Here is a 15,549-nt window from a genome sequence, read left to right as displayed (position 1 = left end):
GTATAAGAGACAGGTCCTCGAGGTCGTCCCCGTCGTTCTGGGTCTCGGTGCTCATGAGCCACCGTTAGGTGTGCGCGCCCCTAAACCTTCCGTCCGCTCCGGGTGATCGGCATCGCTCGACTCGGTTCGACTCGGTTCGTCTCAGGCGAATCCGAAGACGCGCTGCAGTTCGGTCTCGATCTCTTCGACGTGTTTCTCGAGGACCTGCTCGAACCGCTCTTGTTCGACGAGGACGCCGGTGAGTCGCTCGTACGGCTCGTCAGGCAACTCGACGCGGAACTCGCCATCGCCCTCGTAAAACGGCTCGCTCTCGTTGAGGACCTGCTGGTCGATCGCGTGGACGAGTTCGGAGTCGTACCGGTCGTTCATCCGATTGAACGCGTTCTTGTACGCCTGCTGGAGCTCCGGGAAGTAGTTGGCGTACTTGTCCTCGAACTGCTCGGGGTCAAAGTCGGTCATGCGCGACTCAACGGCGAGCGGAGACAAAAGTCGGGCGATCGGTTGCGGTCAGCAGTACGAACGGCAGGTGTGACAGGTTGCTGATGCGCTACCGGTCTCCACTATACGAACGATGCATTCGCAAGCGGAATCAACACCCCCTCGACGGTCCTCAGCCAGCCACATGGATCCCGATCAGCCCCCCATTCCACCCGAGGCGTTACCACCGGGATGGGGGTCCGTCGACTGCTGTGACGGCCACCTCGAGTATCGTCACCGGCAACCGCCGATCGAACTCGTCGCGGATCGGACGAGCGCCGACCGGTCGCATCCGGGCCTCGGCCTCTGTCAGTGCTGGGAACTGTGCTATCGCTACTCGCTTGGCGACCGGACGGTCACCGAGTCGATCGAGCGCGTTTCGACGCGCCACGCCGCGGTCGACGGTCTCCTCGAGTGTATGCGGTCGATCAACGAGACGGCCGCCGAATTGGCCGACCCGATCGCCGTCCGGAACGCCCTCGAGCAGGTCCAGTTTTCGGGTTGTGTGCCAGACGGCGTCTCGAAGGAGTGACGTCGTGGCGAACGACGCCGTTTCCGATTCACCAGCACGATAAATACTATACTGCGATATAGAATTGCGGTAGGTATTTCGCCGATGCGCTGACGGTTCGTCGCTACCGATACGTCCTGAGCGTCCGCCACGAAGTATCGAATCAGTGGCGTATTTGTGATCGGTGTTCGAATACGAGGCCATGGATGGTTTCGTGATCGAGAGCGACACACGCCGCAACCGATGAGGGGCTATTACGGTCGCTTCGTGCAGGTTATCGTTCGGTTCCTCCCGCTGGCGATTACACTGCTCCGAGATCAGCGTCGATTTCTGTTGTTCGGTCCGCCGCGACGTGTGTCGTCGGACACACACCGGCAGCGCGCCCAGCGACTCACTGAGACGCTGCTCGACCTCGGCCCGGCATTTATCAAGGTCGGCCAGGTTCTCTCGACGCGCCCGGATCTCGTGCCGCCGGTGTACGTCGACGCGCTTTCGACGCTCCAGGACGAGGTCCCCGAAGACGTCGGGGGCGACCCCCTGACCGTCGTCGAGGAGGAACTCGGCGACGACCTCAATCTCGAGACGCTAGAGCCCGTTGCCGGCGGCTCGCTCGCGTTCGTCTACACGGTCGAAGACGAGCGCAGGGGCGAACGAATCGCTCTGAAGGTTCGCCGTCCCGAACTCCGCCAGATTATCGAACGCGACCTGCGCGTTATCCGCGGCCTCGTACCGTTGCTGGCCGCGTTCGCGGACGAACACCAGCGGTATTCCATCGAGAACGTGGCCGACGACTTCGAGGAGATCATCCTCGAGGAACTGGACTTCGAGCGCGAGGCCTCGATCATGGCGGAAATCGGCGCCAACTTCGCCGACGACGATCGGGTCGTCGTTCCGGAGACGTACCCCGAGCACTGCTCCGAGCGCATCGTCGCGATGGAGTTCGTGACGGGTGCGAAAATCACCGACGAGGACGCCCTCAGCGCCGCCGGAACCGACCGTACCGAGATGGCGACGCTGGTCGCTCGAACGTACCTGAAGATGGGGCTGGTCGACGGCGTCTTCCACGCGGACCCTCACCCGGGAAACCTCGCGGTGACCGAGGACGGACGACTCGTCATCTACGACTACGGCATGAGTCAGCGACTCACCAAGCAAGAACAGGACGACCTCACGGGCCTCTACCGGTCGCTCGTCCGGCGTGACGTCGACGAGTTACTGCAGACGCTTATCGCCCTCGAGGTGCTCGACCCGACGGTCGACAGGGTCGCCGTCCGTCGAGTGCTCGAGTTAGTAATCGAGAATCTCGAGGGTCGCCCCGAGATCACCTGGCGAGCGATCATCACCGAACTGCTCTCGATGCTCGGAGACTTCCCGTTCCGAATCCCGCCGAACGTGATGTTACTCGTTCGGGTCGGAACCGTCGGCGAGGGCGTCTGTCGCAGCCTCGATCCCGAGTTCGACTTCATCGACGTCACCCGTTCGTTTCTCGTCGATTACGGCGTGATCGAGGGGGAAGTCGAGGCGCTGTTCGACGACGTGCGACGCGATCTGCGCGAATCGGCGCCCGCGCTGGCGCGGGCTCCGGCGCGGTTCGACACCGTCTTCGGCCAACTCGAGCGCGGCGAACTCGTCGTCAAGACCGACCCGGTCGACCAACCCAGCGGCGGGGATCCGGGTGTCGGGTACGCGGTTCTCTCGGGAGCGTTGTTCGTTACGGCTGCGCTCCTGGCGCCGTACGAGGATCCGTACGCGATCGTCAGCGCCAGTATTGCAGCCATCGTCGGCGTCCAGTACGTTCGTACGCGGCTCCGGCGTCGTCGCTAGCCTCGGTTCGCCTCGAGTACCCGTTCTGACGGTCGGCGGCGTGCCGAACCGGCCTAGGACAGTTGCTCGCCGACGATCTCGTCGGCGCGTTCGACAAACGCGTCTTCGTTCCCTTTCGGAACGGTCGCGCCGGCGGCGACGTTGTGTCCGCCGCCGTCGCCGCCGACCGCTCTCGAGGCCTCGCCCGCGACGACCGAGAGGTCGAGACCCTGTCTGACGAGGTTGTGGGTCCCCCGCGTCGAGATCTTCACTTCGTCGTCGTTCTTTGCCGCGAATGCGATGATCGGCTTCGACCGGCTGATTCCCTCGTTGCCCATCGCCATGCCGGCGACGATGCCGACGATCGTCTCGCGGATTTCGTCCCCGGCGTGGAACCACTGGACGTTCTCTTCGTGGGTGACGCCCTCGCGGGTGACGAGATCGATCCCCGTCGAGAGGTTTCGACGGTGGTTCCGGAGCAGCGTCCGGGCGCGCTCGAGGGCGCCGTCGCGGTCGCCCAGACAGACGCCGAGGCCGACGTCGGCGCGTTCGTAGCGGGCGGTCGCGTTCAACAGCGTCGAGAACTCGCTTGCGTCCCTGAGCTCGGTGCCGACGGGCTCTTCGGGCAGGACGTAGGCCGTCCCGACGAGTTGCTCGATCTTCGTCGCGGGGACGCCCCGCGAGACGGCTCGCTTGACGAGCGCGCTGGCGATCGTCTGTTTCTCGTCGCTGGTGAGTCCGGACCAGCGGCGCCACTCGCCGTCGCGTTTCAACTCGAGGTCGAGGTCGTCGAGAAAGCGCAACGCGCCGTTCTCGTCGTTGGAGATGCCCGGAATGTAGACGTCGGTGGCGTACTCGAGGAGCTTCGGAAGGGGACGGGTCTGTTTGCCGTAGAGCGCGAGATCCGTGCTGGTTTCGACGACGCCGGCGTCGACGCCCTCGGCGACGATCCGCTCGTTCGCGCCGTGGAGTTCGCCACCGGAGGCCTGCATGTCGCCGACGGCGCCGACGACGGCCAGCGCGGCCAGATCGCGGTTATCGGCGCGCGGCTCGGTGGCGCCGGTCGCGACAGCGGCCCCGCCGTCGGCTGCGACCGTCGCTCCGTCGCTACCGTCTGATTCTTCTGCGAGCGCCCGCGCAAGCACGTAGCTCGCCCCCGCGCCGGAGAGTTCGGACGCGCCGTCGATGCCGAACAGCAGCGGGTTGAGATGGTACTCGGTGTCGCGGTTGGCGGGCTGGTGGTGGTCGGCGATAACCGGCGTGAACGCGCCTGCGTCCTCGTACTCGCCGATGACGTCGAGCTGGCCGCTGCCGAAGTCGGTAAAGAGGACGGTGTCGTACTCGGTCTCGGCGATGGCCTCGATCGCGTCCGCGTCGAGTTGTTTCTCGAAAACCGTTTCGAAGGGGATTGCGGCCCGCTCGAGGGCCTGTGCGGCGATCGCGGCGCTCGTCAGCCCGTCGGCGTCGATGTGAGAGGCGAGGACGACGCGATCGGTCTCGAGGAGGTGTTCGGCACACGCAGTCGCTCGATCCGCGAGTTCGGGAACCGGCCCGGTCATCGGTACATCGGTCGATGGTGGGTCGTCATGAGGGATAAACCTCCGGTCCTGGACGCGTCGACCGCGACGCTACACCGCGAGTCCGAGGAAGTCAGGAAGCGGTTCGCCGAGGGCCAGTAGGATCACGTTGTTCGTGGCGAACAGGAAGTACAGTACCGCCACGAGCGCCAGGAAAAGGCTATCGAGGGGCTTCGAGAGGACGTGTCCGATGACGACGATGACCGCGGCGTAGCTGGCGGCCGCGAGGAGGACACCCGGCAGTCCGAAGACGTGATAGAACAGGACCGTCACCGGGTTCAACTCGTTCGCGTAGGGAACGAGAAAGAACAGCGTGGCGGCGATTGCGTCGATTCCCCAGAAGATGGCGAACGCGACGCGGAGGCTTACCGGTTCCGGTGGATCGAGCCGTCGTCCGAGTGCTGATTCGACTGACACTGTACTCGATCGTTGGGGTCTCGCAGGAGTAGAGGTTGACCTTGCGAACGCGGGTTGTAACGGCTTCACACGGCCGATATCGGCAGTTTAGGCCGATCAATCGTCGTAATCGTCGCAGTGACGACGGCCCTCTTTGATGTCGGAGGCGGCTACCAATGTGTTACTCGCCGCCGTCGTCCACGGCTTCGAGCGTCTCCCGAGCCAGGGCGTCGAACGTCGCCTCCTCGGGCACCACGTCGACGGCGAGTCCCAGCGAGGCGGCGGTCTCGGCCGTCGGATCGCCGATGACGCCGACGGTGGCGTCTGCGAGTCCGGCGAGGGCCTCTTCGCGGACGCCACGCGCCGTGGCGGCCTCGAGGAAGTGCTCGACGGTCAGCGACGAGGTGAAACAGACGGCGTCGAGGTCGCCCGCGGCGGCGAGTTCGGTCGACTCGCCGCTGCCCTCGGGACGAACGAGCCTGTAGAGGACCGTCTCGTGGACGTACGCACCGGCGTCTTCGAAGCCCTCGAGCAGGACGGGGCTGCCGTGGTCGCTGCGGGCGACTTCGATCCGCGCGCCGTCGACCTCCTCGCGCAGTTCGGCGACGAGACCGCTCGAGGTGTACTCTTCGGGGACGATATCGACCGCGTACCCCGCCTCGCGGAGCGCGTCGGCGGTCGCCGGGCCGATCGCACAGACCGTCTGTTCGCCGGGCTCCCAGCCCGCCGCGGAGACGAGTTCGGCGCCGGTCTTGCTCGTAAGGACGACGTAGTCGGCGTCGGTTCGCGGCGTCGCGTCGGTGGGCTCGACGGCGAGCATCGGGTCCGCTACGGCGTCTGCGCCGAGATCGGCGAGCAACGCGGTGGCGTTCTCGAGTCGTTCGTCGTCGGGTCGGAAGACGGCGACGGTAGGTGTGTCGGTCATCGTTGCGGGTTACACCCCCGCTCCGGCGTCGTCGGACTCGTTTTGCAGGAACTCGACGACGGCGTCGCGCGTTCCGGCGACGTCGCCGATCACGGTCACCGCAGGCGGCGAGATGTCCTCTTCGTCGCGAACGTCGACGATGGTCTCGAGCGTTCCCGTCGCTACCGTCTGTCCGGGCCAGGTGCCCCGCTCGACGAGTCCGACCGGCGTCGTCGGATCCATGCCAGCCTCGAGCAGGGCGGCCGTGTAATCCGGCAGGCGACCGACGCCCATCAGGACGACGATGGTGCCGCCGGTCGCGGCCAGCGCGGCCCAGTCGACCGCGGACTCTTCTTTCGTGGGGTCTTCGTGGCCCGTCACGAAGGAGACCGAGGAGGCGTGATCGCGGTGGGTGACCGGGATGCCCGCGACGGCGGGCGCGGCGACGGCCGACGTCACCGCGGGGACGACTTCGAAGGGAACGCCGTGGTCGGCGAGATACTCGGCTTCCTCGCCGCCGCGGCCGAAGACGAACGAGTCGCCGCCCTTGAGCCGTACGACCGACTTTCCGTCCTCGGCGAGTTCGACCAGTCGCTCGTTGATCTCCGACTGGGGCGTGCGCTCGCCGCCGGCGCGCTTGCCGACGTCCTCGCGGCGGTCCTCGGGCAGTGCCTCGATGATCTTCGGGCCCGGAAGCTTGTCGTGGAGCACGACGTCTGCGTTCTCGAGCAGCCGTTTTGCCTTGACCGTGAGCAACTCGGGGTCGCCGGGGCCGCTACCGACGAGGTAGACGGTTCCAGACTCGAGTCCGGATTCTGGAGTGGCTTCTGACATGTTCGTACGACCCCTCACTTCCCCTCGGGCTTATCTTCCTCGGAGATGATGCCGTCGTCGCCGTCGTTGCCGTCGTCTGCGTCGTCGCCGTCGGTCTCCCTCCGCGCCCCTTCGATCAACTCCGCTGCGCCGCGGTCCGCGAGGTCACGCGCGAACTCGCGGGCGGCCTCGGCGTGAGTTTCGACGGGGAGGTCTCGGCTGCCGGTCACCGACTCCTCGCCGTCGCGGTCGAAGACGCTGACGGTCGCGTGGACGTACTCGCCCTGAACGACGGCGTAGATGCCGACCGGAGCGATGCAGCCGCCGCCGAGTTCGGCCAGGATCGTTCGCTCGACGGTCGTCTCGACGCGACTGCGCGGGTGGTCGATCGCCGACTGAATGTCGCGGGCCGTCTCGCCGTCGGTCGCCGTCACCGCCAGCGCGCCCTGTCCCGGCGCGGGGACGAACGTCGACGTCGGCAGTTCCTGGTAGTCGACGGAGCGGGCCAGTCCGCTGCGCTCGAGGCCGGACTGGGCGAGGACGATCGCGTCGTACTCGGTCTCGACCTCGCGTCCGAGCGCCTGGCGCTCGAGTTCCGAGAGGTCGTCGAACCACTCGTCGACGGTGTGGTCGAACGCGGGCTCGAAGTCCTCGTCGCCGGCGTTGCCCTTGCGTTCCTTGTCGGCCTCCGTCCGCTTCTGGTGTTCGTCCTGGAGCGCGGGCGCGAGTAGTTTCTCGAGGCGCGTATCGACGTTCCCTCGCAGCGGTTCGACCTCGAGATCCGGCCGTTCAGACAGCAGTTGGGCGCGCCGGCGGAGACTCGAGGTGCCGACGGTCGCGCCCGCGGGCAGTTCCTCGAGCGTCGACCCGTCGGGCGTGAGCAGCGCGTCTCCCGGCGGGCCGCGTTCCGGAATCGCGGCCGTGACCAGTTGCTCGGGCTGTTCGGTCGGCATGTCCTTCATCGAGTGGATCGCGGCGTCGAGGTCGCCCTCGAGGACGCGTTCGTCGAGTTCGCGGACGAACGCGCCCGTCTTGCCGAGTCTGTGGATCAGTTCGTCTCTGATCTGGTCGCCCGTCGTTTCCACGGTGACGAGTTCGGCCTCGTACCGTCGGTCCTCGAGGGCCTGTGTGACGATCCCGGCCTGTCGCCGAGCGAGCGTCGACCCCCGCGTCGCCAGTCGCAACGTCCCGCGCGTTCTCATACCAACGAATCGGCGCCTGGGGTATGAAAAGCGCACGCTTGGCGGACGAACTGGTCGGATCGCTTACGTGCTCTCGTCTCTCCGACGACGCCAAAGTCAGGATTCGCCCACAGCGTCGCCTCGCCCGCATCGAACGTCTCTATTCGTCGGGCGTTCCAGCCGCGAACACGTTCGACCCGGCGCTTATAATCATCCCATTCGTAGGACCGTTCAGATGAGCGAGACACTGTACGAACGACTCGGTGGTCAGGACGCGATCGGTGCGGTCGTCGATCGATTCTACGAACGCGTCGTCGCCGACGACCAGGTCGCCCACTACTTCGAGGAGACGGACATGCAGAAGCAACGCGCCCACCAGACGCAGTTCATCAGCGCCGTCGCCGGCGGTCCGGTCGAGTACGACGGCGACGACATGGAGAGCGCACACGACGATCTCGGCATCACGAAACCCGACTTCGACGCCATCGTCGAGCACCTCTCGAACACCCTCGAGGAGTTCGACGTTCCCGACGACGACCGCGAGGCCGTCCTCGAGGCGGTCGGCGAGTACGAAGACGACATCGTCACGGTCCCGGCCTGATCGACCGCGTCGGTCTTCCGAGCCGCCGCAACCGCGGGTCTCGGACCCGAGCCCTTTTGATCCCATCGGGACAATCAGTAGGCGATGGCTGCAGTTACCCTGGGTCCCGAAGGAACGTACTCACACCGGGCGACGATGGCGGTCGCGAACGGCGACGACGTCGACTTCCGACAGTCGGTCACGTCGATCGTCGACGCCGTCGCCGGCGGCGAGTACGAGCGGGGCGTTATCCCGATCGAGAACAGCATCGAGGGCTCCGTCACGGAGAGTCTGGACGCCCTCGCGGAGTACGACGTCGCCGTCGTCCGCGAGATTGTCACGCCCATTCGGCACGCGCTGCTCGCACAGGGGCCCGACTTCGACACCGTCGCCAGCCACTCCCAGGCGCTCGCGCAGTGTCGGAGCTACCTCGAGCGGGAGTACCCCGACGCCACCCTGGAGGCCGTCGCCAGCACCGCCCAGGGCGTCGAGTTCGCCCGCGACGACTCTGCCGTCGCCGGCATCGGCCACCCGGCGAACGGCGAGGACGAACCCACCCTCGAGGTGCTCGCCGAGGACATCCAGGATCAGGACTCGAACGCGACGCGCTTCCTGGCGCTCGCCCCCGCCGAAGAGCGCTCGAAGGGCGGCGGCAAGAGTTCGCTCATCGTCTACCCGAGCGCGAACTATCCCGGACTGTTGCTCGAACTCCTCGAGCCCTTCGCCGATCGGGACATCAATCTCACGCGCGTCGAGTCACGCCCCAGCGGCCACCGACTCGGCGACTACGTCTTCCACATCGACATCGAGGCCGGCCTGTACGAGGCCCGCACGAAGGAGGCGCTCGAAGATATCGAGGAACTCGCCGAGAACGGATGGGTTCGCCGACTGGGCTCGTACGATACCGAACACGTCGTGAGCTAGGCGATCGACACCGGAGACCGAACGACTCGAGTTCAACCGCGTCGATACGCCGGATACTGACGTTCTGCACCGTCCGAGATCTCCTGGCACGAATCGTCTCGAACTGCCTCCGATCGCCGACAACCTACAACCGTCTCGAGACCGTTAGAGCCTCGCATGAAGGTCGGACTCATCTCGGACGTTCACGGCAATCGGGTCGCCCTCGAGGCCGTCCTCGAGGAGATGCCGGCGGTCGACGAACTCCTGTGTGCGGGCGACGTCGTCGGCTACAACCCCTGGCCCGCCGACTGCGTCGACGCGCTCCGGAAGCGGGGCGTGCCGACGGTGATGGGCAACCACGACGCCGCGGTCGCCGAGACGGCGCCGTTCACATTCAACGGGATGGCCCAGGCGGGCGTCGACCACTCGCGGCGGCGACTCGACGCCGACCACCTCGCGTGGCTCGAGTCGCTGCCGAACGAACGCCGCGAGTGCGACGGTCGGATCAAACTGGTCCACGGTCATCCGGACGATCCGCAGCGGTACACGCGCTATACGTATCCCCGGGAGTTCTCGTCGGGACTGCTCGACGACGAGGACGTTCTCGTCCTGGGCCACACCCACGTCCAGGGTGTCGAGCGATTTTCCGAGGGGATCGTCGTCAATCCCGGCAGCGTCGGCCAGCCGCGAGACGGCGATCCGCGGGCGGGATACGCCGTCGCCGACCTCGACGCGCTCACCGTCGAGACTCACCGCGTCGAGTACGATATCGAGGCGGTGCAGGCCGCCGTTGCCGAGGCGGGTCTCCCCGACCAGATCGGGACGCGACTCGAGCGCGGGAAGTAATATCCTTCCGAACAGGATACACCGGTATATATTTCTTTCACGAATTTGTGTATCGCTGTATGACGACGCACGAACAGGAATACGACGAACGGACGCTCAACCTGATCGGCGGGGGATCGACGGTGATGAACGTCATCATGTTCGGCGCGATCGGCGTCATCGCACTCGAGAGTACCACGTACGGCGCGCTCATGGGTCTCTTTGGTGGCGTTGGAACCTACCTGTTCCTGCCGTGGATGCTTCGTCTCTCGAGCGTACAGAACGGTTCGGACGAAGACGTTCCCTTCTCGGAGGTCCTCGAGCGAACCGGCGGGAATCCGCGAATGGGGGCCTTCGGACTCGGCCTCGAGATTGGAGCGATCGCAATGTTCGCCGCCGGAATGGCTCTCGACGGCGCGGATCCCCACATCGGACTTGGTGCCGGTCTCGCCGCCACCCTCGCCGTGTTGTTCGTGGCGACTCTCGTGTTCAACCTTCTCAGAAACGAACCCTTTTAGACGCCGTGCTCCGGTAGTCCCACGTATGGCAACCACCGGCGACGCCGCGTGTACCGACCTCGAGCCACCGCGTTGCGCTCCGGGTCGGCGGCGCTGTCGCCTCGAGACGGGACGGCCGTCGTATCGCGTCCTCACCGCCGACGACACGCCCTCGAGCGATGTTTAGCCGACTGCGCGAGGACACGCGGGCGATGTGCGACCGCGACCCCGCCGCGAGGCGGTGTCTCGAGGTCGCGCTCACGTATCCGGGCGTTCACGCGGTCTGGGGACACCGCGTTACCCACCGGCTCTGGAACGCCGGCTTTCGGCTGCTCGCCCGCCTGCTCTCCCACCTGATTCGGCTCCTGACCGGCGTCGAGATTCATCCCGCCGCGACGATCGGCCGCCGTGTGACGATCGATCACGGAATGGGCGTCGTAATCGGCGAGACGGCCGAGATCGGCGACGACGTACACATGTATCACGGCGTCACCCTCGGGGGCGATACGAACGAGCCGGTCAAACGCCACCCGACGGTCGAGGACGGCGTCCGAATCGGCGCGAACGCGACGCTCCTCGGCGATATTACCATTGGCGAGGGCGCGGCCGTCGGCGCCGGCTCGGTCGTTACGAAAGACGTCGAATCGGGTGCGACGGTCGTCGGCGTCCCGGCCGAACAAGTGGATTAAACGGTCGACTGCGATGGGTTCGAGGCCGCTACTCCTGTTCTTCGCTCACCGCGCCGTCGGTTCCCGGCGGCGAGCCTTCTCCCGGAACGCCTTGGCCGGTTGAGACGCTCTCCTCCGACTGCTCGGCGTCGGAATCGGTCGCCGACGGATCCGGATCGGAGCGGTAGCCGAGCTCGAGATGGAGCTTCGCCGTGCAGTCGAAGGCCTCCTCGTCGAGTTCGGTTTCGTTCTCCTGCTGGTCCATGTAGGCGTTACACCGGCCATGTTTGACGATGTTCATCAGCGTCGCTCCGGCGCCACACTCCGGACAGTCGATGTAGTAGCTTCCCTCATCCTGATGCCACGAGTCGGGTGTCAGTTGCGTGTACGCGGCGTCCTCGCGGTCCTCCGTGCTCATACGTGTATGGTACGGCCCGACAGTGGTAAAGAGAAGCCCGGAGCACGCAACCCAGTCCCGGACCACGACCGCTCCGTCTCAGACCAGCGGTTCGACCAGTTCTTCGCCGGCCTCGAGCAACGCCTCGACCCGTTCCTCGTCGGTCGCTTCGGCGTAGACCCGCAGGACGGGCTCGGTCCCGCTGGGTCGAACGAGCACCCACGAACCGTCGGCGAGTTGCAGTTTGAAGCCGTCGGCCGTGTTGACGTCCTCGACGTCGGTTCCGGCGACGGCGTCGGGGATCTCGCCCTCGAGATCCTCGAGCACTCGCGCTTTCTCGTGGTCGGGGCAGGCGACGCTGATCTTGTTCTGGACGACGGTCCCGTGTTCCTCGAGGAGCCGGTCGACCCGCTCGTCGAGCGGTTCCTCGGCGTGCATCGCGGCCGCGAGCAGCGCCATCAGGACACCGTCTTTCTCGCGGACGTGGCCGCGGACGGTGAAGCCGCCCGACTCCTCGCCGCCGACGAGGGCGTCGTGTTCGGCGATCCCCTGGGCGACCCACTTGAAGCCGACGGGAACCTCGTGGACGGCCTCGCCGTGTGCGTCGGCGACGCGGTCGATCAGGAACGTCGTCGAGACGGTCCGGACGGCCGGCCCGGAATCGCCCTCGAGCAGGTAGTCGTAGAGCGCGGCGAAAAACAGGTTCTCGTCGAGGTAGCCGCGCTCGGGCGTGACGATCGCGAGCCGATCGGCGTCGCCGTCGTTTGCGACGCCGAGGTCGGGATCAGTCGCGTCGTCGGTGACGAGGTCGATCAACGTCTCCAGGTTCTCGGGTGCGGGTTCAGGGGCCCCGCCCCCGAACTCGGGATCGCGCTCGCAGCGAAGGAGTTCTAGCGAGGCCCCGGCCCGCTCCAGAAGGGCGTCGGTCGTCCCCCGTCCGCTGCCGTGCATCGCGTCGTAGGCGACGGTCAGTCCCGAGAGGTCCGTACTGCCCGTGATCTCGTCGACTCGCTCGAGGGCAGCGTCGGCGTGTGGCGCCGCGAGGTCGACTTCCTCGACGGTCCCGTGTTCGTCTTCGGGGAGCGGCTCGGGCTCGGCCAATCGGTCCGCGATCGCGTCGGTGACCGCCGGCAGCGCCGGCGCGCCGTCGTCGGGAATGAACTTCACGCCGTTGTACTCCGGCGGGTTGTGCGAGGCCGTGATCGCGAAGCCGCCGAGCAAGTCGCGCTCGACGATCGCGTGTGCGACCAGCGGCGTTGGCCGATCGCGCTCCGGCACGATCACGTCGAAGCCGTTGGCACAGAGCACCCGCGCGAGTTCCTCGGCGAACCCGCGCGAGGTTTCGCGAGCGTCGTAGCCCACTGCGACCGTGCCGTCCCGACCCTCGTCGCGCAGATACGTCGCCACTGCCTGTCCGACCATCCGTACTCGAGGCGTCGTGAACTCCTCGAGGGTCGCCCGCCAGCCGTCGGTACCGAAGCTGATCGTCTCCATACGCCGTTGGTCTACGTCACCCGCGAAAAAGGCGACGCCGTTCGCTTCTTTCGCCGCGATCCGTGCCGCCGTCGTTGGGCAGTTCGATCGCCCTCTCGGATGGGCTCGACCGGAGGCGGTCGCTGCTGGCAACGCCGTTTTCCCGGCTCGTTGCGTATCGACGGGTATGAGTTCGACACCCTCCGTCGTCGCCGTCAGCGGCAGCCTCCGCGAAGAGAGCTACACGCGGACGGCCCTGCAGTACGCGCTTCGGGCCGCCGGAGACGCCGGTGCCGAAACGACGTTGCTCGACCTGCGCGAGTACGATCTCCCCGTCTACGACCCCGACCGCGAGAACCCCGACGAGGCGGAGGAGGCGATGCGGCTCGTCCGCGAGGCCGACGCCGTCGCGCTGGGGACGCCGGTCTACCACGGCTCCTACTCGGGTGCGCTGAAGAACTTCCACGACTACTGCGGATGGGACGAGTACGAGGACACCACCGTCGGTCTGCTCGCGACCGCCGGCGGCGGCAGCTACGGCTCGACGCTCGATCACCTGCGAATTACCGTCCGCGGCGTCCACGGCTGGGTTCTCCCCCATCAGGTCGGCCTCAGAAACGCCTCGTCGACGTTCGAGGCCGATCCCGACGCCATCGACGGCCGACGCTTTCGGGATCCCGAGCTCCGAGAGCGCGTCGAAAAACTGGGTCGGAATCTCGCTCGGTACGCGTTCATCGACCCGAGCGTCACGTCGGCGCAGGCGGCGGCCGACGACTGATACGGATTGCTGTCCCGATGCACCGGCGCAACCGCCGCCCGGATCGCGGGTGCACCGGCCCTGACGGACAGTAACCCGTACGAACGTGGCGACAGCGAGCGACCGAGGCTCCCGACGAACGCAACGAAAACGAACGTTTGCGACCGAACTCACACCGGAAACTCGCCACAGCGGCCCGTCTCAGACGTCGACCGCGTCCAGTCGCTGCTCGAACAGTCGCTCGCCCGTCTCCTCGCAGGTCACGGCGAAGACATCGTGGGAGGTACAGCAGGACTCGACGACCTCTTCGCCCATGCTGATCTCGCCGCCGGTCGGGCAGGTCTCGAGGAACATCCGAAGCCCGTTCAACACCTGTCCTTTCGTCTCGGGGCCGTACCGCTCCCAGTCGGGCGTCCACTCCGCGAGCGCGTGGCTGGCGGCGATATCGGCGAGCAACGCCGCCCGTGAGGGCCAGCGCCCGGCGACGCCCCGCTGGGCGACCAGCAGGTACGTCTCGCCTCGCGACTCGAGGTCGAACGTCTCGGGATCGAGGTCGAAGTCGAACGCCTCGGCCGCGTCCGCGGCGTCGATCCCCGCCTCGTCGACGGTCTCGATCGCCTCGAACCAGACAGTCTCGAACTCGTCGGTGAGACAGAGGTCGTCGCTGTCCTCGCAGGGCTCGAGCACGTCGTACTCGAGGAAGTAGGTCTCGAGGTCGATCGGCTCCGAGTCGGGTGTTGATTCGGATTCGGGTTCGGGCTCGGATTCGGACTCGGATCGGGAGTCCCGTTCGGTCGCCGCCCCCTCGCCGCGGTCGGCCGTCGACTCGTCGGTCGAGAGCGGACTGTCAGTTCCCGCTCCGGCGCTCGCATCGCCGTCCGCGACGGACGCCGTTCCGTCCGCGTCGATGCCGCCGAGCCCGCTAGCGAGTTCTGGTTCGGGTTCCTTGCCGAACCAGCGCAGTACCGCCGGCGGAAGGTAGCGCTTCGTCAGCGTCGGCGTTCCGGGGACGAGATAGCCCCGTAAGTAGATGAGCGCGATCGAGAATCCGACCGCGAGGAGGCCGCCGAGTTTCGTCTTGCGGGCGATCAGCGATCCGACGATCGCGGCGATCGCCAGATTCAGGATCGTACACGGTTCACACCGATTTTCGCCGGTGTACTCCGGTTGTTTGAGCTCGTCGACGATCTCGAGATCCATGTCGTTTCGAGCAACACAGTCGGCGTGTATCTATTTTTCGGGACATGTGTCGAGAGAATTCTACTCGAGTGACGCGACATTGTGGTCTCTCCGCGCGGTCACTCGAGGCCGACCAGCCGTTCTTTCTGGCGGCGAGAGAGCTGTTTGATCTCGTATTCGCGGGACATCGCGGCCGACCGGGACTCGTAGCGTTCGTGGTAGCGCAGTTCGACGGGCGTACGTCCGCGCGTGTACTTCGCGCCCTCGCCGGCGTCGTGTTCGGCGACCCGCCGCTCGAGGTCGGTCGTGTAGCCGGTATACAACGAGCCGTCGGCACACTCGAGGACGTAGACGACGTGATCTGACATGCGCTGTGTACGCGACCGGTCGAATCGGATCCTAAAAAGCATCACGCTACCGGGGGCGTATGGTTGTCGGGTGCGATGCTACGCGGGGATCAGACGCTTCGCGTGCGTTCTCTGGCAGCCTGTTCGATGCCGGCGTTGGCCGAACAGCTCACGCATGCGCGAATCTTGCCGTTCTCGTCGGCGAAGACGCGCGCGAAGCGCTCGGAGACGTGCGCGTCGCAGTGATCACAGGTGGGCATT

At 66.3% G+C, this 15,549-nt stretch carries 20 protein-coding genes; 9 read left to right on the top strand and 11 right to left on the bottom strand.

What is annotated here, in order from left to right; genetic code table 11:
• Positions 1 to 141: 141 nt before the first annotated feature.
• Positions 142 to 459, bottom strand: coding sequence for a DUF5783 family protein (locus C493_RS11285; protein WP_007259565.1), 318 nt, complete (start codon positions 457 to 459; stop codon positions 142 to 144).
• Positions 460 to 622: 163 nt separating this feature from the next.
• Between C493_RS11285 and C493_RS11280 the strand changes: the two genes are divergently transcribed.
• Together C493_RS11280 and C493_RS11275 are read left to right on the top strand one after the other, a co-directional pair.
• Positions 623 to 1,009 carry a hypothetical protein gene (locus C493_RS11280; RefSeq protein WP_007259564.1) on the top strand — a complete coding sequence of 129 codons (387 nt, stop codon included), beginning with the start codon at positions 623 to 625 and terminating at the stop codon, positions 1,007 to 1,009.
• Between the two features lie 222 nt (positions 1,010 to 1,231).
• The gene (locus C493_RS11275; RefSeq protein ID WP_007259563.1) at positions 1,232 to 2,812 is read left to right on the top strand and encodes an ABC1 kinase family protein; all 1,581 of its coding nucleotides are present in this window, start codon (positions 1,232 to 1,234) and stop codon (positions 2,810 to 2,812) included.
• Positions 2,813 to 2,865: 53 nt separating this feature from the next.
• On the opposite strand, the gene C493_RS11270 is transcribed toward C493_RS11275, so the two are convergent.
• From C493_RS11270 to hemC, 5 genes are all read right to left on the bottom strand, one after another.
• A complete protein-coding gene (locus C493_RS11270) occupies positions 2,866 to 4,350 on the bottom strand; it encodes a DHH family phosphoesterase (protein ID WP_007259562.1) in 1,485 nt (494 codons plus the stop codon).
• A gap of 69 nt (positions 4,351 to 4,419) precedes the next feature.
• Positions 4,420 to 4,785, bottom strand: coding sequence for a hypothetical protein (locus tag C493_RS11265; protein ID WP_007259561.1), 366 nt, complete (start codon positions 4,783 to 4,785; stop codon positions 4,420 to 4,422).
• A 160-nt stretch (positions 4,786 to 4,945) separates the two neighbouring features.
• Entirely contained in the window at positions 4,946 to 5,689 is a 744-nt protein-coding gene (locus C493_RS11260; RefSeq protein WP_007259560.1) for a uroporphyrinogen-III synthase, read from the bottom strand.
• Positions 5,690 to 5,698: 9 nt separating this feature from the next.
• Positions 5,699 to 6,502, bottom strand: coding sequence for a uroporphyrinogen-III C-methyltransferase (gene cobA, locus C493_RS11255; RefSeq protein WP_007259559.1), 804 nt, complete (start codon positions 6,500 to 6,502; stop codon positions 5,699 to 5,701).
• A gap of 14 nt (positions 6,503 to 6,516) precedes the next feature.
• Positions 6,517 to 7,683, bottom strand: coding sequence for a hydroxymethylbilane synthase (gene hemC / locus C493_RS11250; RefSeq protein WP_007259558.1), 1,167 nt, complete (start codon positions 7,681 to 7,683; stop codon positions 6,517 to 6,519).
• Between the two features lie 214 nt (positions 7,684 to 7,897).
• On the opposite strand from hemC, the gene C493_RS11245 reads away from it, so the two are divergent.
• From C493_RS11245 to cysE, 6 genes are all read left to right on the top strand, one after another.
• Complete coding sequence (locus C493_RS11245) at positions 7,898 to 8,263, top strand: group I truncated hemoglobin (protein WP_007259557.1); 366 nt, start codon at positions 7,898 to 7,900, stop codon at positions 8,261 to 8,263.
• Between the two features lie 84 nt (positions 8,264 to 8,347).
• Positions 8,348 to 9,166 carry a prephenate dehydratase gene (gene pheA, locus C493_RS11240; RefSeq protein WP_049889314.1) on the top strand — a complete coding sequence of 273 codons (819 nt, stop codon included), beginning with the start codon at positions 8,348 to 8,350 and terminating at the stop codon, positions 9,164 to 9,166.
• A 156-nt stretch (positions 9,167 to 9,322) separates the two neighbouring features.
• Positions 9,323 to 9,991 (top strand): metallophosphoesterase family protein, encoded by a 669-nt coding sequence (locus C493_RS11235; protein ID WP_007259555.1) that lies wholly within the window; start codon positions 9,323 to 9,325, stop codon positions 9,989 to 9,991.
• A 59-nt stretch (positions 9,992 to 10,050) separates the two neighbouring features.
• Complete coding sequence (locus C493_RS11230; RefSeq protein WP_007259554.1) at positions 10,051 to 10,488, top strand: hypothetical protein; 438 nt, start codon at positions 10,051 to 10,053, stop codon at positions 10,486 to 10,488.
• 25 nt (positions 10,489 to 10,513) lie between these two features.
• A complete protein-coding gene (locus C493_RS23050; RefSeq protein ID WP_161606894.1) occupies positions 10,514 to 10,654 on the top strand; it encodes a hypothetical protein in 141 nt (46 codons plus the stop codon).
• Positions 10,647 to 11,156, top strand: coding sequence for a serine O-acetyltransferase (gene cysE / locus C493_RS11225; protein ID WP_007259553.1), 510 nt, complete (start codon positions 10,647 to 10,649; stop codon positions 11,154 to 11,156). The genes C493_RS23050 and cysE overlap by 8 nt, the downstream gene beginning before the upstream one ends.
• A gap of 28 nt (positions 11,157 to 11,184) precedes the next feature.
• Here the strand turns inward: cysE and C493_RS11220 are convergent, their stop codons facing one another.
• Positions 11,185 to 11,553: a hypothetical protein gene (locus C493_RS11220; protein ID WP_007259552.1), complete on the bottom strand. Its 369-nt coding sequence runs from the start codon at positions 11,551 to 11,553 to the stop codon at positions 11,185 to 11,187.
• Positions 11,554 to 11,631: 78 nt separating this feature from the next.
• Positions 11,632 to 13,026, bottom strand: a complete 1,395-nt coding sequence (locus tag C493_RS11215; protein WP_007259551.1) for a phosphoglucomutase/phosphomannomutase family protein — start codon at positions 13,024 to 13,026, stop codon at positions 11,632 to 11,634.
• Positions 13,027 to 13,192: 166 nt separating this feature from the next.
• Between C493_RS11215 and C493_RS11210 the strand changes: the two genes are divergently transcribed.
• Positions 13,193 to 13,783 carry an NADPH-dependent FMN reductase gene (locus C493_RS11210; RefSeq protein WP_007259550.1) on the top strand — a complete coding sequence of 197 codons (591 nt, stop codon included), beginning with the start codon at positions 13,193 to 13,195 and terminating at the stop codon, positions 13,781 to 13,783.
• A gap of 180 nt (positions 13,784 to 13,963) precedes the next feature.
• Here the strand turns inward: C493_RS11210 and C493_RS11205 are convergent, their stop codons facing one another.
• The 3 genes from C493_RS11205 to C493_RS23425 all read right to left on the bottom strand — a co-directional run bounded on the left by C493_RS11205 (position 13,964) and on the right by C493_RS23425 (position 15,548).
• A complete protein-coding gene (locus C493_RS11205; protein ID WP_007259549.1) occupies positions 13,964 to 14,962 on the bottom strand; it encodes a hypothetical protein in 999 nt (332 codons plus the stop codon).
• 98 nt (positions 14,963 to 15,060) lie between these two features.
• Positions 15,061 to 15,309, bottom strand: coding sequence for a GIY-YIG nuclease family protein (locus C493_RS11200; protein WP_007259548.1), 249 nt, complete (start codon positions 15,307 to 15,309; stop codon positions 15,061 to 15,063).
• Positions 15,310 to 15,398: 89 nt separating this feature from the next.
• The gene (locus tag C493_RS23425) at positions 15,399 to 15,548 is read right to left on the bottom strand and encodes a DUF7563 family protein (RefSeq protein WP_007259547.1); all 150 of its coding nucleotides are present in this window, start codon (positions 15,546 to 15,548) and stop codon (positions 15,399 to 15,401) included.
• Position 15,549: the final 1 nt, after the last annotated feature.

This window comes from Natronolimnohabitans innermongolicus JCM 12255 (assembly GCF_000337215.1).
GTDB lineage: Archaea > Halobacteriota > Halobacteria > Halobacteriales > Natrialbaceae > Natronolimnohabitans > Natronolimnohabitans innermongolicus.
Note: the sequence above shows the minus strand (reverse complement) of the source record. Positions and strands in the feature narration are given on the sequence as shown.

What these genes read in the sequence shown, in the direction of transcription:
- C493_RS11210 (WP_007259550.1), top strand. Translation starts at nt 13,193, where the DNA reads ATGAGTTCGACACCCTCCGTCGTCGCCGTCAGCGGCAGCCTCCGCGAA.
- hemC (WP_007259558.1), bottom strand. Translation starts at nt 7,683, where the DNA reads ATGAGAACGCGCGGGACGTTGCGACTGGCGACGCGGGGGTCGACGCTC.
- C493_RS11285 (WP_007259565.1), bottom strand. Translation starts at nt 459, where the DNA reads ATGACCGACTTTGACCCCGAGCAGTTCGAGGACAAGTACGCCAACTAC.
- C493_RS23425 (WP_007259547.1), bottom strand. Translation starts at nt 15,548, where the DNA reads ATGCCCACCTGTGATCACTGCGACGCGCACGTCTCCGAGCGCTTCGCG.
- C493_RS11215 (WP_007259551.1), bottom strand. Translation starts at nt 13,026, where the DNA reads ATGGAGACGATCAGCTTCGGTACCGACGGCTGGCGGGCGACCCTCGAG.
- C493_RS11220 (WP_007259552.1), bottom strand. Translation starts at nt 11,553, where the DNA reads ATGAGCACGGAGGACCGCGAGGACGCCGCGTACACGCAACTGACACCC.
- C493_RS11275 (WP_007259563.1), top strand. Translation starts at nt 1,232, where the DNA reads ATGAGGGGCTATTACGGTCGCTTCGTGCAGGTTATCGTTCGGTTCCTC.
- C493_RS11205 (WP_007259549.1), bottom strand. Translation starts at nt 14,962, where the DNA reads ATGGATCTCGAGATCGTCGACGAGCTCAAACAACCGGAGTACACCGGC.
- C493_RS11200 (WP_007259548.1), bottom strand. Translation starts at nt 15,309, where the DNA reads ATGTCAGATCACGTCGTCTACGTCCTCGAGTGTGCCGACGGCTCGTTG.
- C493_RS23050 (WP_161606894.1), top strand. Translation starts at nt 10,514, where the DNA reads ATGGCAACCACCGGCGACGCCGCGTGTACCGACCTCGAGCCACCGCGT.
- C493_RS11245 (WP_007259557.1), top strand. Translation starts at nt 7,898, where the DNA reads ATGAGCGAGACACTGTACGAACGACTCGGTGGTCAGGACGCGATCGGT.
- cysE (WP_007259553.1), top strand. Translation starts at nt 10,647, where the DNA reads ATGTTTAGCCGACTGCGCGAGGACACGCGGGCGATGTGCGACCGCGAC.
- C493_RS11280 (WP_007259564.1), top strand. Translation starts at nt 623, where the DNA reads ATGGATCCCGATCAGCCCCCCATTCCACCCGAGGCGTTACCACCGGGA.
- C493_RS11235 (WP_007259555.1), top strand. Translation starts at nt 9,323, where the DNA reads ATGAAGGTCGGACTCATCTCGGACGTTCACGGCAATCGGGTCGCCCTC.
- C493_RS11230 (WP_007259554.1), top strand. Translation starts at nt 10,051, where the DNA reads ATGACGACGCACGAACAGGAATACGACGAACGGACGCTCAACCTGATC.
- C493_RS11270 (WP_007259562.1), bottom strand. Translation starts at nt 4,350, where the DNA reads ATGACCGGGCCGGTTCCCGAACTCGCGGATCGAGCGACTGCGTGTGCC.
- C493_RS11260 (WP_007259560.1), bottom strand. Translation starts at nt 5,689, where the DNA reads ATGACCGACACACCTACCGTCGCCGTCTTCCGACCCGACGACGAACGA.
- pheA (WP_049889314.1), top strand. Translation starts at nt 8,348, where the DNA reads ATGGCTGCAGTTACCCTGGGTCCCGAAGGAACGTACTCACACCGGGCG.
- cobA (WP_007259559.1), bottom strand. Translation starts at nt 6,502, where the DNA reads ATGTCAGAAGCCACTCCAGAATCCGGACTCGAGTCTGGAACCGTCTAC.